Source organism: Pseudomonas sp. CCI4.2 (assembly GCF_034350045.1).
In the GTDB taxonomy this organism is placed as follows: Bacteria; Pseudomonadota; Gammaproteobacteria; order Pseudomonadales; family Pseudomonadaceae; genus Aquipseudomonas.
On sequence record NZ_CP133781.1, the window covers coordinates 1,122,487 to 1,135,660 of the forward strand.

Annotated in this window: 15 protein-coding genes; 13 read left to right on the forward strand and 2 right to left on the reverse strand. The window is 58.4% G+C overall.

Annotated features, from left to right (window positions below; translation table 11 throughout):
- Window positions 1-42 precede the first annotated feature (42 nt).
- The 7 genes from gshB to RHM65_RS04915 all read left to right on the forward strand — a co-directional run bounded on the left by gshB (window position 43) and on the right by RHM65_RS04915 (window position 6,039).
- Window positions 43-996 (forward strand): glutathione synthase, encoded by a 954-nt coding sequence (gene gshB / locus RHM65_RS04885; protein WP_322167062.1) that lies wholly within the window; start codon window positions 43-45, stop codon window positions 994-996.
- Between the two features lie 181 nt (window positions 997-1,177).
- A complete protein-coding gene (locus tag RHM65_RS04890) occupies window positions 1,178-2,077 on the forward strand; it encodes an energy transducer TonB (protein ID WP_322167061.1) in 900 nt (299 codons plus the stop codon).
- A 56-nt stretch (window positions 2,078-2,133) separates the two neighbouring features.
- Window positions 2,134-2,703 carry a YqgE/AlgH family protein gene (locus tag RHM65_RS04895; RefSeq protein WP_322167060.1) on the forward strand — a complete coding sequence of 190 codons (570 nt, stop codon included), beginning with the start codon at window positions 2,134-2,136 and terminating at the stop codon, window positions 2,701-2,703.
- Window positions 2,703-3,143, forward strand: a complete 441-nt coding sequence (gene ruvX / locus RHM65_RS04900) for a Holliday junction resolvase RuvX (protein WP_322167059.1) — start codon at window positions 2,703-2,705, stop codon at window positions 3,141-3,143. The genes RHM65_RS04895 and ruvX overlap by 1 nt, the downstream gene beginning before the upstream one ends.
- A gap of 88 nt (window positions 3,144-3,231) precedes the next feature.
- Complete coding sequence (gene pyrR / locus RHM65_RS04905; protein WP_322167058.1) at window positions 3,232-3,744, forward strand: bifunctional pyr operon transcriptional regulator/uracil phosphoribosyltransferase PyrR; 513 nt, start codon at window positions 3,232-3,234, stop codon at window positions 3,742-3,744.
- Window positions 3,745-3,766: 22 nt separating this feature from the next.
- The gene (locus tag RHM65_RS04910; RefSeq protein ID WP_322167057.1) at window positions 3,767-4,771 is read left to right on the forward strand and encodes an aspartate carbamoyltransferase catalytic subunit; all 1,005 of its coding nucleotides are present in this window, start codon (window positions 3,767-3,769) and stop codon (window positions 4,769-4,771) included.
- Window positions 4,768-6,039 carry a dihydroorotase gene (locus tag RHM65_RS04915; protein ID WP_322167056.1) on the forward strand — a complete coding sequence of 424 codons (1,272 nt, stop codon included), beginning with the start codon at window positions 4,768-4,770 and terminating at the stop codon, window positions 6,037-6,039. The genes RHM65_RS04910 and RHM65_RS04915 overlap by 4 nt, the downstream gene beginning before the upstream one ends.
- A gap of 337 nt (window positions 6,040-6,376) precedes the next feature.
- Here the strand turns inward: RHM65_RS04915 and RHM65_RS04920 are convergent, their stop codons facing one another.
- Window positions 6,377-6,796: a TM2 domain-containing protein gene (locus tag RHM65_RS04920; RefSeq protein WP_322167055.1), complete on the reverse strand. Its 420-nt coding sequence runs from the start codon at window positions 6,794-6,796 to the stop codon at window positions 6,377-6,379.
- Between the two features lie 249 nt (window positions 6,797-7,045).
- On the opposite strand from RHM65_RS04920, the gene RHM65_RS04925 reads away from it, so the two are divergent.
- Complete coding sequence (locus RHM65_RS04925; RefSeq protein ID WP_322167054.1) at window positions 7,046-7,819, forward strand: C40 family peptidase; 774 nt, start codon at window positions 7,046-7,048, stop codon at window positions 7,817-7,819.
- A gap of 93 nt (window positions 7,820-7,912) precedes the next feature.
- On the opposite strand, the gene RHM65_RS04930 is transcribed toward RHM65_RS04925, so the two are convergent.
- Window positions 7,913-8,947, reverse strand: a complete 1,035-nt coding sequence (locus RHM65_RS04930; RefSeq protein ID WP_322167053.1) for a type IV pilus twitching motility protein PilT — start codon at window positions 8,945-8,947, stop codon at window positions 7,913-7,915.
- Window positions 8,948-9,002: 55 nt separating this feature from the next.
- On the opposite strand from RHM65_RS04930, the gene RHM65_RS04935 reads away from it, so the two are divergent.
- From RHM65_RS04935 to metW, 5 genes are all read left to right on the forward strand, one after another.
- Window positions 9,003-9,689, forward strand: coding sequence for a YggS family pyridoxal phosphate-dependent enzyme (locus RHM65_RS04935; RefSeq protein ID WP_322167052.1), 687 nt, complete (start codon window positions 9,003-9,005; stop codon window positions 9,687-9,689).
- Window positions 9,690-9,714: 25 nt separating this feature from the next.
- Complete coding sequence (gene proC, locus RHM65_RS04940) at window positions 9,715-10,533, forward strand: pyrroline-5-carboxylate reductase (RefSeq protein ID WP_322167050.1); 819 nt, start codon at window positions 9,715-9,717, stop codon at window positions 10,531-10,533.
- A gap of 10 nt (window positions 10,534-10,543) precedes the next feature.
- On the forward strand, window positions 10,544-11,134 hold the full coding sequence (locus RHM65_RS04945; RefSeq protein ID WP_322167049.1) for a YggT family protein: 591 nt from the start codon (window positions 10,544-10,546) through the stop codon (window positions 11,132-11,134).
- Between the two features lie 249 nt (window positions 11,135-11,383).
- The gene (gene metX, locus RHM65_RS04950; protein WP_322167048.1) at window positions 11,384-12,523 is read left to right on the forward strand and encodes a homoserine O-succinyltransferase MetX; all 1,140 of its coding nucleotides are present in this window, start codon (window positions 11,384-11,386) and stop codon (window positions 12,521-12,523) included.
- 7 nt (window positions 12,524-12,530) lie between these two features.
- On the forward strand, window positions 12,531-13,151 hold the full coding sequence (metW, locus tag RHM65_RS04955; protein ID WP_322167047.1) for a methionine biosynthesis protein MetW: 621 nt from the start codon (window positions 12,531-12,533) through the stop codon (window positions 13,149-13,151).
- Window positions 13,152-13,174 lie beyond the last annotated feature (23 nt).

The window sequence follows — 13,174 nt, forward strand, 5'->3', positions numbered from 1 at the left end:
TTAAGGCCGTCGCGGCCCCATACCCATCAGAGGATTTTGCCCATGAGCGTTCGCCTAGGAATTGTCATGGACCCCATCGAGCGCATTTCCTATAAAAAGGACAGCTCGCTGGCCATGCTCCTTGCCGCCCAGGCTCGCGGTTGGACGCTGTTCTATATGGAACAGCAAGACCTGTACCAAAACGCCGGGCAAGCCCGCGCGCGCATGAAACCGCTTAAAGTCTTCGCTGACCCGGCACATTGGTTCGAGCTGGAAGCCGAAATCGACGCCGGCCTGGATGACCTGGACGTGATCCTGATGCGCAAGGATCCACCGTTCGACATGGAATTTGTTTACGCCACGTACCTGCTGGAGCAAGCCGAGCGTTCGGGCGTGTTGGTGGTCAACCGTCCGCAAAGCCTGCGCGACTGCAACGAGAAGCTGTTCGCCACGCTGTTTCCACAGTGCACGCCGCCGACATTAGTCAGCCGTCGTGCGGATATTCTGCGTGGATTTGCTGATTTGCACGGCGACGTGATTCTGAAACCGCTGGACGGGATGGGCGGCACCTCGATCTTCCGCCACCGCGTTGGCGACCCGAACCTGTCGGTGATTCTCGAAACCCTCACAGCCAACGGCACCCAGCAAATCATGGCCCAGGGTTATCTGCCTGCGATCAAGGACGGCGACAAACGCATCCTGATGATTGACGGCGAACCCGTGCCGTACTGCCTGGCGCGCATCCCGGCCGCTGGCGAAACCCGAGGCAACCTCGCCGCCGGTGGCCGAGGCGAAGCCCGCCCATTGACCGAACACGACCGCTGGATCGCCGCCGAAGTAGGCCCCACCCTGCGCGAAAAAGGCCTGTTGTTCGTAGGCCTCGACGTCATCGGCGAACACCTCACCGAAATCAACGTCACCAGCCCAACCTGCATCCGCGAAATCGACAATGCCTATGGCACCAATATCGGCTCAATGCTGATGGATGCGATTGAAGGGAAGTTAAAGGCGAAATAACACCTCCAACTATGGGACCGAATTCATTCGGGAAAGCCGCTACACGATGTATCAGACCGACCGCTTCGTCTGCTTCCCGAATGAATTGGGTCCCACAAAAATGCAGCTTGTAGGCTCACCCACCAGCCAGTGCGCTATCATGCGCGCCCTGTGAAACGCGGAATGTGATGCTGACTTGCCGATGAACGCTTTGGCTGACGATATGCCCCCCGAATTCTCCCGCAGCGGCGTGCGCCCGGCTGATCGGCTGGGGTTCACCTTGATGATTGCGGCGCTGATTCATGTGGCGCTGATCCTCGGTGTGGGCTTTACCTTCGTCAAACCGCAGGACATCAGCCGAACGCTGGAAATCACCCTCGCCACGTTCGTCAGCCAGGCCCCACCGAAGCAGGCAGATTACCTCGCTCAGGACAATCAGCAGGGCAGCGGCACGCTGGATAACAAGGCGATTCCGAAAACCACCGAAATCGCACCGTTTCAGGACACCAAGATCAATAAGGTGACGCCGCCGCCCGCTGCCGTTAAGCCGGTCGAGAAGCAAGAAGCGCCAAAAACTGCCGTGGCCACCAAGGCGCAGAAAGCCCAGAAGACCGTGATCAAGCACGAAGAGGTCAAGGAAGAGCCGGTGGCCAAGGCGGCGCCGACCTTTGACAGCGCCGAGCTGTCCACCGAGATCTCCAGCCTGGAAGCGGAGCTGTCCAACGAACAGCAGCTGTACGCCAAGCGACCCAAGATCCAGCGCCTCAACGCCGCGTCGACCATGCACGACAAAGGTGCCTGGTATAAAGAAGACTGGCGCAAGAAAATCGAACGCATCGGCAACCTCAACTACCCTGAAGAAGCACGCCGCCAACAGATACGCGGCAATTTGCGGATGATGGTGTCGATTAATCGCGACGGATCGATCTACGAAATGTTGGTACTGGAGTCTTCCGGCCAACCGCTGCTTGATCAGGCGGCGCAGCGCATTGTGCGGTTGGCAGCGCCATTTTCGCCGTTCACCGGCGATCTTGCTGACATCGACCGTCTGGAGATTATTCGGACATGGAAGTTCACCAACGACAAGCTGTCCAGTAACTGACCACCTAGCCGATTAGCCAGTTGTCAGGTCTGCCGACCAGCGCCACACTAGGGCTCATGAAAAACGTCTCCGCTAGCTACCTCAAGCATCACTTCCTGATCGCCATGCCACACATGGCCGATCCGAACTTCGTTCAGACACTGACCTACGTTGTCGAACACAACGCCGAAGGCGCCATGGGCATTGTTATCAACCGCCCACAGAACCTGAATCTGGCGGATGTGCTTGAGCAGTTGCGTCCGGAAATCGATCCGCCCGCGCGCTGCCAATACATTCCTATCCTGACTGGCGGGCCGGTGCAGACTGACCGTGGTTTTGTGTTGCACCCCCCAGGGCAAGTGTTCCAAGCCACGCTGGACTTGGGTGACCTGGCACTGTCGACGTCTCAAGATGTGTTGTTTTCCATCGCTGACGGTCACGGTCCGGAAAAAAGCGTCATTGCCCTTGGCTACGCGGGTTGGGATGCCGGGCAATTGGACGCTGAGCTCTCGGCCAACGCCTGGCTGACCTGTCCGTTTGATCCCGCCATCCTGTTCGACATGCCGATGGAGCTGCGTCTCAACGCTGCTGCTGCGCGTCTGGGCGTCAACCTGAGCTTATTGACCAGTCAGGCGGGCCACGCCTGATGGCTGGACTTCGCCTATTGCTGGGTTTCGATTACGGCACTAAACAGATCGGCGTGGCAGTGGGTCAAACCATCACCGGCCAAGCCCGCGAGCTGTGCATCTTGAAGGCGCAAAACGGCATCCCGGATTGGGACAAAGTCGAGGCGCTGGTGCGTGAATGGAAGCCCGATGCAATCGTCGTCGGCTTGCCCCTGAACATGGACGGCACGCCGAGCGAGATGAGCGCCCGTGCTGAAAAGTTCTCGCGCCGGCTCAACGGCCGCTACAACCTCCCGGTGTTTACCCACGATGAGCGCCTGACCACCTTCGAGGCCAAAGGCGAACGCCAGGCCCGAGGCGGTCAACAAGGCACGTATCGTGATAACCCGGTGGACGCCATTGCCGCAGCACTGCTGTTACAAGGCTGGCTGGACGCCAACGGCGCGCTGTTCGACGCTTGATTGCCACCCCGCTTGATTGAACCACCCGAATCCAGTTTCAGCCTGAGCGACACGCGTCGACGACGCTCAGGCCCTTGAAGGAGCAACCATGAGCCTGCCCAATCCCGCCGCACTGATCAGCCAGATGGCCGTTGATCTCACGGCTCATTTAAACAAACGCGGCATCAATGAACCGCGCTTTATTGGCATTCGCACGGGCGGCATCTGGGTGGCTCAAGCGTTACTCAACGAACTGGGCAACCAGTCACCGCTCGGCACACTGGATGTTTCGTTCTATCGGGACGACTTCAGCCAGAACGGCTTGCACCCACAAGTGCGCCCGTCGGCGCTGCCGTTCGAGATCGAAGGCCAGCACTTGGTGTTGATCGATGACGTGTTGATGAGTGGCCGCACCATTCGCGCAGCGCTCAACGAGCTGTTCGATTATGGCCGCCCTGCCAGCGTGACCCTGGTTTGCCTGCTCGACCTCAACGCCGGGGAGCTGCCGATTGCCCCCAACGTGGTCGGCGCGACCTTGTCGCTGGGGCCGGACGAACGAGTAAAGCTGTTGGGCCCAACGCCCCTCGCGCTTGAATATCAAAACCTTTGCGCCGCCCTCTAGCCCTTCATAAAGAGTCTTTGCGATGACGCCTCTCGACGCCAAGCGACCGCTGCAGCTCAATCATCAGGGCCAGTTGCGCCACTTCCTTTCGCTCGATGGTTTACCCCGCGAGCTGCTGACTGAAATTCTCGACACCGCCGACTCGTTTCTCGAAGTCGGTGCCCGCGCGGTTAAAAAGGTTCCACTGCTGCGCGGTAAGACCGTGTGCAACGTGTTCTTCGAAAACTCGACCCGCACCCGCACCACGTTCGAATTGGCGGCTCAGCGGCTGTCTGCGGACGTAATCACGCTAAACGTCTCCACCTCATCGACAAGTAAGGGTGAAACCCTGTTCGACACCCTGCGCAACCTTGAGGCCATGGCCGCCGACATGTTCGTCGTGCGCCACGGCGACTCGGGCGCCGCGCACTTCATTGCGGAGCACGTGTGCCCTGATGTCGCGATCATCAATGGCGGCGACGGCCGTCACTCGCACCCGACCCAAGGCATGCTCGACATGCTGACGATTCGTCGGCACAAGGGCGGGTTTGAAAACCTGTCCGTGGCCATCGTCGGCGACATCCTGCATTCACGGGTCGCGCGCTCGAACATGATTGCGCTTAAAGCGCTTGGCTGCCCGGACATCCGGGTGATCGCGCCGAAAACCTTGCTGCCGGTGGGCATTGAACAATATGGGGTCAAAGTCTTCACCGACTTGGCCACCGGTTTGAAAGACGTGGACGTGGTGATCATGCTGCGCCTGCAACGTGAACGCATGCAGGGCGGCCTGTTACCGAGCGAAGGTGAGTTTTATCGCCTGTTCGGCCTGACCACCGGCCGCCTCGCCGGTGCCAAGCCGGATGCCATCGTCATGCACCCCGGCCCGATCAATCGCGGGGTAGAGATTGAGTCAGCGGTGGCCGACGGCGCGCAGTCGGTGATCCTGAATCAAGTCACCTACGGCATCGCCATTCGCATGGCCGTGTTGTCCATGGCCATGAGTGGGCAAACCGCGCAACGTCAATTCGAGCAGGAGATTGCCCAGTGAAGCTCAGCATCCTCGGCGCTCGCGTCATTGATCCCACCAGCGGTTTGGACCAAGTGATCGACCTGCACCTGCACGGCGGCAAGATCATCGCCATCGGCGAGGCCCCGCCAGGGTTCGCCGCCGTCCAGGTCATTGATGCCAAGGGTTTGGTCGCCGCACCCGGCCTGGTTGACCTCAGCGTCGCCCTGCGTGAGCCGGGTTATAGTCGCAAAGGCACGATTGCCAGCGAAACCCAGGCCGCTGCTGCCGGTGGTGTAACCAGCCTGTGCTGCCCGCCCCGGACCAAACCCGTACTGGACACCTCTGCCGTCGCGGAGCTGATCCTCGACCGCGCTCGAGAAGCGGGCAACTGCAAAGTGTTTCCCATTGGCGCCTTTAGCAAGGGGCTGGAAGGTGAGCAACTGGCGGAACTGGTGGCATTGCGCGATGCCGGTTGCGTTGCATTTGGCAACGGCCTGGACAGCTTCCAGAACACCCGGACCTTATGCCGGGCGATGGAGTACGCCGCGACGTTCGACCTGACCGTTATTTTTCACTCTCAAGATCATGATTTGGCAGCGGGCGGGCTGGCACACGAAGGCGCGACCGCGAGCTTCCTCGGCTTGCCGGGCATCCCGGAAACCGCCGAAACCGTGGCCTTGGCGCGCAACCTATTGTTGGTGGAGCAAAGCGGCGTCCGTGCGCACTTCAGCCAGTTGACCAGCGCCCGTGGCGTCGAATTGATTGCCCAGGCGCAAGCCCGAGGCCTGCCGGTCACCGCCGACGTGGCGATGTATCAGCTGATTCTCACCGACGAGGCACTGATCGACTTCTCCAGCCTGTATCACGTCCAACCGCCGCTGCGCACCCGCGCCGACCGCGAAGGCTTGCGTGAAGCGGTAAGGTCCGGCGTGGTCCAAGCCATCTCCAGCCACCACCAACCCCATGAACGCGACGCCAAGCTTGCACCCTTTGGTGCCACCGAACCGGGCATCAGCAGCGTTGAGTTGCTGTTGCCGTTGGCACTAACGTTGGTGCAAGACGGCCTGCTTGACCTGCCCACCTTGCTGGCACGCCTCAGCGCGGGCCCGGCCGCGGCATTGCGCTTGCCAGCGGGTCAGTTGAGCGTGGGAAGCGCGGCGGACATTGTGCTGTTCGACCCGACATCCTCGACAGTGGCGGGTGAAACCTGGTTGTCCAAAGGTGAAAACTGCCCTTTCATTGGGCATTGCCTGCCCGGTGCGGTGCGTTACACCGTGGTGGATGGCCGGGTCAGCTACGGCGCTTGATGGGGCGCTTCGCCAACACGTGGGTTACATAAGATGCGATATGCCTGCAGGACCGAATTTATTCGCGAAGCAGGCGACGCGGATTGTCTGATAGACCGCGCCGCTGGGTAAAAAGATAAACCTGTAGGAGAGTCCGCCACGTCTTCGGCGCCTCGCTGTCGCGCAGCAAACTGGGTGGCACTTGGTGTGGCTTGAGGTTGCAGGGTGTCAGGACTGAAGCCTTCCCGAATAAATTCGGCCCCACAGTTTTGGCGCCGCACAGATTTCTGTAGGCGCTGCCGAAGGCTGCGATCAGGTCCGAAGGACCTTCGCCAACACGTTGGCTCCTACAGACCCTCTAGCCCTCTCGTGCGTTCTTCATGGAGATCTGTTCATTCAGGGTCCAGAAGTCATAGAGCACGCCCAACAGAAACAACCCGCCAGTAAAGAAATAGACAATCCCACTGATCCATTTGCCTTGGTACAGCCGGTGCACACCGAACACGCCGAGAAAAGTCAGCAGCACCCAAGCGACGTTGTAATCAGTTGAGCCCGCGTTAAACCGCAGGTCGGCGTCGCGGTCCATCGACGGGATCAAAAACAGGTCGATAAGCCAACCGATCCCCAGCAAACCAAACGTAAAAAACCAAATGGTGCCGGTGACTGGCTTGCCGTAGTAGAAACGATGCGATCCTGTGAAGCCGACGATCCACAACAAATATCCGAGGAGTTTGCTGTGGGTGTCTTGGGGTTGAAGGTCTTGCCGATAGGTGTTCATTCACTGCCTCTTTCAAGCCGATAGAAAAAAATATCCGTAATTTGTGTGACTTTAATTTGCCGACCTGACGTATGGCGTGCGGCTTCGACCTCCGCTGTAAGTCTTTGTTTCAGCGGCTTTGCTCAAATTGATGTGACACATTACCGCAACAATCCTATGGGTCTTGGTGTAAAAGTTTCGACAAACGGGGTCAGAATCATCGAAAAAGCTGTTATAAAGTTGCGCGCTGACCAATAAGAGCCCTGCCGAATGCGTCCATTTTTCAAGACATGGCTAACCATCTGCCTATTTATGCCACTGGCCGCCCACGCCACCAACCGTGAGCAACAACTACCGCCGAGTTTTAACGGCCACGCTCCGAAATCTCATTCTTCGATCGTTACCACGGCTTCAAAAACACCTGAAGCGAGCGAAAAAGTTAAGCCTGGGAAGGTTGCTTCCGGGAAAACCGCTCAGAAGAAAACCACCAAACAAACCAAATCTTCCAAATCTTCCAAGCAAGCCTCCACTTCCAAGCACAGCAAGACCTCCAACCAGGCTTCTCGCCATTCCGCTCATGGCAAATCATCCGTTGCCTCGATAGCGCCGCCTCAAATGGGCGCCAAGCAGAGCAGCGTCGTGTTGAGCCGGGCGGTGAATGTCCTTGGAACTCCTTATCATTGGGGCGGTAGTAGCCCAAGCAAAGGGTTTGATTGCAGTGGTTTGGTTAAATATGCTTTTCGTGACGTGAATTCAGCTGATTTGCCACGCACCTCCAACGCAATGGCTGAAGGTCATGGGCAGAAGGTTGAACGCAAGGATTTGAAGCCAGGCGATTTGCTGTTTTTCAACATCAAGGGCCATCAGGTGAATCACGTTGCTATTTACCTGGGCAACGATCGCTTTATCCATGCGCCACGCCGGGGTAAGGCCGTCACCATTGACTCGCTGCGCAAACCGTATTGGGAAGACCACTACGTGCTTGCCAAGCGCGTTCTGCCGAAACAAGGTTCACAATCGACGCTGCGCATCAGCCAACGTTGATTCGCTAGCGGCTCCAAGCCGCAGCGGTGATGCGCCGAAGACTCCTTCGGCGCATCGTTCCCTCTCTAAATCCCTAAGCACGCACATGGCGCCCTAGAAATTGTCCGGGGTCTTGGCTTTTTCGCGCGCGCTTTCGCGGGTCACCAAGCCTTTGTTGACCAGATCCTTCAGGCACATGTCCAACGTCTGCATACCCAATGAACCACCGGTCTGGATCGACGAGTACATCTGCGCCACTTTATCTTCGCGAATCAGGTTACGAATGGCCGCCGTGCCAATCATGATTTCGTGAGCCGCAATCCGCCCGCCGCCGACTTTCTTCAGCAGTGTCTGGGAGATCACCGCCTGCAACGATTCGGACAACATCGAGCGCACCATGGACTTCTCTTGCGCCGGGAACACGTCAACCACACGGTCGATGGTTTTCGCCGCAGAGGTGGTGTGCAGCGTGCCGAAGACCAAGTGACCGGTTTCAGCGGCAGTCAATGCCAGCCGAATGGTTTCGAGGTCGCGCATTTCACCGACGAGGATGACGTCCGGGTCTTCCCGCAGCGCCGAACGCAACGCCTCGGCGAAACCCAAGGTGTCGCGATGCACTTCACGCTGGTTGACCAGGCACTTCTTCGATTCGTGAACGAACTCGATAGGGTCTTCGATGGTGAGGATGTGGTGGTGCTTGGTGCTGTTCAGGTAATCGATCATCGCCGCGAGAGTAGTGGATTTCCCTGACCCGGTCGGTCCGGTGACCAATACCAGCCCGCGCGGGACATCGGTAATCTTGCGAAACACTTCTCCCATGCCCAGATCGTCCATGCTCAGGACCTTGGAGGGGATGGTCCGAAACACCGCACCGGCGCCGCGATTCTGGTTGAAAGCGTTGACCCGAAAGCGCGCAACGCCAGGCACATCGAAGGAAAAGTCTGTTTCCAGAAACTCCTCGAAATCCTTACGCTGCTTGTCGTTCATGATGTCGTAAATCAAATTTTGGACCGTTTTCTGGTCCAAAGCCGGCAGATTGATACGCCGTACATCACCGTCGACACGAATCATCGGTGGCAGGCCAGCGGATAAATGCAAATCTGACGCGCCCTGCTTGGCACTGAAGGCCAGCAGCTCGGTAATATCCATAAAGCTCCCCAATCACATAGAATGCCGCAGACTTTAGCCCTGCTGGCGCAAATCAATGTCCACGATAGCAGACAACGTTTCCCAAGTTGATGAGCGAATTCGCGCTGCGGCCCTTGTGGCGCAACGGGATCCAAGCACAATTAACCTGTTGGCCGTAAGCAAGACCAAACCCGCGGCTGCGTTGCGCGAAGCATTCGCCGCCGGTCTAAGCGATTTTGGCGAGAATTACCTGCAAGAAGCCCTGAGCAAACAACTCGAATTGGCGGACCTGCCCTTGTGTTGGCATTTCATCGGCCCCATTCAATCGAACAAGACTCGTGCTATTGCCGAGCACTTCGCTTGGGTGCACTCCGTGGATCGCTTGAAAATTGCACAACGGCTGTCTGAACAACGTCCTGCTGAACTGCCTGCGCTCAACATCTGTATTCAAATCAATGTCAGCGGCGAAGCGAGCAAGTCTGGCTGTACGCCTGAAGACCTACCTGCGCTGGCGGCGGCGATCAGTGCGCTGCCGCGCTTGAAACTGCGTGGGCTGATGGCGATCCCTGAACCCACGGACGACGTTTCGGCTCAACACGGCGCGTTTGCTGCCGTGAGCAGCCTGCAGCAGAGTCTGAACCTGCCGCTGGACACACTGTCGATGGGCATGAGCCACGACTTGGAGGCCGCCATCGCACAAGGCGCCACTTGGGTTCGGATCGGCACCGCCCTGTTTGGCGCCCGCGACTACGGCCAGCCATAACCCCTTTGCTAACAGGAAGCCAGTGATGAGCACGACTCGTATTGCCTTTATCGGTGCCGGCAACATGGCCACCAGCCTGATCGGCGGGCTGCGCGCCCAAGGCGTGGACGCCGCGTTGATTCGAGCCAGTGACCCGAGCGCCGAGACCCGCGCCAAGGTCGCCGCCGAACACGGCATTGAACTCTTCGCCAATAACGCCCAAGCCATTGAAGGCGCGGACGTAGTTCTGATTGCCGTCAAACCGCAAATGATGAAAGCGATGTGCATCGCTCTGCGCCCAACTCTGAAGCCCCATCAGTTGGTGGTGTCGGTCGCCGCGGGGATCACAAGCGCGAGCATGAATAACTGGTTGGGTGATCACCCGATCGTGCGTTGTATGCCGAACACTCCAGCGCTGTTGCGTCAGGGCGTGAGCGGTTTGTTCGCCACTGACAAAGTGTCTAGCGAACAACGGGCGCAAGCCGAACAATTGCTGTCGGCGGTCGGGATCGCGTTGTGGCTCGACGAGGAAAAACAACTGGATGCGGTCACGGCCGTGTCTGGAAGCGGTCCGGCGTATTTCTTCCTGCTGATTGAAGCAATGACGGCAACGGCCGAGAAACTCGGCTTGCCACGAGAGATAGCCGTTCAACTGACCAAGCAGACGGCCCTGGGTGCCGCGCTGATGGTCACGGGCAGCGATGTTGATGCTGCTGAGCTGCGACGCCGCGTGACCTCGCCTGCGGGCACCACAGAAGCAGCTATCAAATCATTCCAGGCTGGTGGCTTTGAAGCCCTGGTCGACACAGCACTCACTGCTGCCGCGCATCGTTCGGCAGAAATGGCCGAACAGCTGGGCAAATAAGGAACTACCGATGAATGCACTTACTGGCGCCCTGATTTTTGTTGTCCAGACCCTGGTCAGCCTGTACCTGGCCATTGTCTTGCTGCGCTTCGTTCTACAATTGGTCAAAGCCAATTTCTACAACCCGCTCTGCCAGTTCGCGGTGCGTGCCACACAACCGCTGCTCAAGCCCATCCGCCGGATAATCCCCAGCGTGTTCGGGCTGGACACCTCCTCACTGCTGCTTGCGATCATCATCCAGGCGTTATTGATGGCGCTGGTCTTGACGTTGACCTTCGGCACTATCGGCGATGTTCCACACTTGTTGATCTGGTCGATCATTGGCGTCACCTCGCTGTTCCTGAAAATCTTTTGGGTCGCGATGATCGTCATGGTGATCGTCTCCTGGGTCGCACCTGGCAGCCATAACCCGGCGGCAGAACTGGCCTATCAGATCAGCGAGCCGGTGCTGGCGCCGTTCCGTCGCTTGATACCGAACCTGGGCGGCATGGACATTTCGCCGATTTTCGCCTTTATCGCGATTCAAGTGATCCAGTCCTACGTAATGCCTCCCTTGGCCACCTATGCACAGATGCCAGACGTGTTGTGGCGCCTGATTTGATAGTGCAGCAAAGGCCTGAGTTTGCAGCGTGTCAGGACTGATGCCTTCCCGAATAAATTCGGTCCCACGGATTCCGGAGATGCGCAGATTTTTGTAGGAGCGGCCGAAGGCTGAGATGAGGTCCGAAGGGCCTTCGCCAACCAGTTGGCTCCTACAGAAATAGCGGTGTCAGGTCCAGAATCTGCGTTTGCTTGCCGCTAGGGGCAGCGGTCTTTAGACTTACGCCTCATTTATGCGAGAGCAGGATCGATGCCCACGGTCTTCCCCCCCGATTCTGTTGGACTGGTAACGCCGCAAATGGCGCATTTCAGCGAACCACTGGCCTTGGCCTGCGGTCGCTCGCTGCCCGCTTACGACTTGATTTACGAAACCTACGGCGAGCTCAACGCTGCGGGCAGCAACGCCGTGCTGGTGTGCCACGCGCTGTCTGGTCACCACCATGCGGCGGGATTTCATAGCGTCGATGAGCGTAAGCCCGGCTGGTGGGACAGCTGCATCGGGCCCGGCAAACCCATCGACACCAGCAAATTCTTCGTCGTCAGCCTGAATAACCTGGGCGGCTGTAACGGCTCCACCGGCCCCAGCAGCATCAATCCCGAGGCCGGCAAGCCGTTCGGTGCCGACTTTCCGGTGCTGACGGTGGAAGATTGGGTCCACAGCCAGGCGCGTCTTGCTGACCGGCTGGGAATTGCGCAATGGGCGGCAGTTGTAGGCGGCAGTCTGGGCGGCATGCAAGCGCTGCAATGGACCATCAGTTTTCCCGAGCGGATTCGCCATTGCCTGGCGATTGCGTCGGCGCCAAAACTGTCCGCGCAAAACATCGCGTTCAATGAAGTGGCGCGGCAAGCGATTCTCTCCGACCCCGAATTCCATGGCGGATATTTCCAAGAACACGGGGTTATTCCCAAGCGCGGCCTGATGTTGGCGCGGATGGTGGGGCACATCACGTACCTGTCCGATGACTCCATGGGCGAGAAATTCGGCCGGGGCTTGAAAAGCGAAAAGCTCAACTACGACTTCCACAGCGTCGAGTTTCAGGTTGAAAGCTACCTGCGCTACCAAGGTGAAGAGTTCTCTGGCCGCTTCGACGCCAACACCTACCTGTTGATGACCAAAGCGTTGGACTATTTTGACCCGGCGGCCAATCACGGCGACAACCTGGCGCTGACTCTCGCCGGGGCCAAGGCCGATTTCTGCGTGATTTCTTTCACCACCGACTGGCGATTCTCGCCGGCCCGCTCGCGGGAACTCGTGGATGCGCTAATGGCTGCGAAAAAGAATGTCTGTTATCTGGAGATCGACGCCCCCCAAGGCCATGACGCCTTCCTGATTCCGATCCCGCGCTACTTGCAGGCCTTCACCAGCTATATGAACCGAATTGCACTCTGAGGAAACCATGAGAGCCGACCTGGAAATCATCCAAGACTGGATCCCTGCCGGTAGCCGAGTGCTCGACCTCGGTTGCGGTGATGGCGAGCTGCTGGCCTGGCTGCGCGACAACAAACAAGTCACCGGTTACGGCCTTGAAAACGACGCCGACAACATCGCGCTGTGCGTGAGCAAAGGCGTCAACGTCATTGAGCAAGACCTGGACAAAGGTCTCGGCAACTTCGCCAGCAACAGCTTTGACATCGTGGTCATGACTCAGGCGCTGCAGGCGGTGAGCTACCCGGACCGAATCCTGGACGAGATGCTGCGGGTGGGCCGCCAATGCATCATCACCTTCCCCAACTTCGGCCATTGGCGCTGCCGTTGGTACTTGGCAAGCAAGGGCCGGATGCCGGTTTCGGACTTTCTGCCGTACACCTGGTACAACACGCCGAACATCCACTTCTGCACCTTCGAAGACTTCGAAGCGTTGTGCCGTGGCCGCGACGCTCGGGTTATTGACCGGTTGGCCGTCGATCAGCAGCATCGTCACGGATGGGCCAGCAAGCTATGGCCTAATCTCTTGGGTGAGATCGGGATCTACCGCGTCAGCAGCCCTGGCCTGCAAGATCACCAAATCGCGATATAGCTCCTACAGGGGTTATTACATTA

Excerpts from the sequence above, each read along its gene's own strand:
- gshB (WP_322167062.1), top strand. The coding sequence starts at position 43 with ATGAGCGTTCGCCTAGGAATTGTCATGGACCCCATCGAGCGCATTTCC.
- RHM65_RS04890 (WP_322167061.1), top strand. The coding sequence starts at position 1,178 with ATGAACGCTTTGGCTGACGATATGCCCCCCGAATTCTCCCGCAGCGGC.
- RHM65_RS04895 (WP_322167060.1), top strand. The coding sequence starts at position 2,134 with ATGAAAAACGTCTCCGCTAGCTACCTCAAGCATCACTTCCTGATCGCC.
- ruvX (WP_322167059.1), top strand. The coding sequence starts at position 2,703 with ATGGCTGGACTTCGCCTATTGCTGGGTTTCGATTACGGCACTAAACAG.
- pyrR (WP_322167058.1), top strand. The coding sequence starts at position 3,232 with ATGAGCCTGCCCAATCCCGCCGCACTGATCAGCCAGATGGCCGTTGAT.
- RHM65_RS04910 (WP_322167057.1), top strand. The coding sequence starts at position 3,767 with ATGACGCCTCTCGACGCCAAGCGACCGCTGCAGCTCAATCATCAGGGC.
- RHM65_RS04920 (WP_322167055.1), bottom strand. The coding sequence starts at position 6,796 with ATGAACACCTATCGGCAAGACCTTCAACCCCAAGACACCCACAGCAAA.
- RHM65_RS04925 (WP_322167054.1), top strand. The coding sequence starts at position 7,046 with ATGCGTCCATTTTTCAAGACATGGCTAACCATCTGCCTATTTATGCCA.
- RHM65_RS04930 (WP_322167053.1), bottom strand. The coding sequence starts at position 8,947 with ATGGATATTACCGAGCTGCTGGCCTTCAGTGCCAAGCAGGGCGCGTCA.
- RHM65_RS04935 (WP_322167052.1), top strand. The coding sequence starts at position 9,003 with ATGTCCACGATAGCAGACAACGTTTCCCAAGTTGATGAGCGAATTCGC.
- proC (WP_322167050.1), top strand. The coding sequence starts at position 9,715 with ATGAGCACGACTCGTATTGCCTTTATCGGTGCCGGCAACATGGCCACC.
- RHM65_RS04945 (WP_322167049.1), top strand. The coding sequence starts at position 10,544 with ATGAATGCACTTACTGGCGCCCTGATTTTTGTTGTCCAGACCCTGGTC.
- metX (WP_322167048.1), top strand. The coding sequence starts at position 11,384 with ATGCCCACGGTCTTCCCCCCCGATTCTGTTGGACTGGTAACGCCGCAA.
- metW (WP_322167047.1), top strand. The coding sequence starts at position 12,531 with ATGAGAGCCGACCTGGAAATCATCCAAGACTGGATCCCTGCCGGTAGC.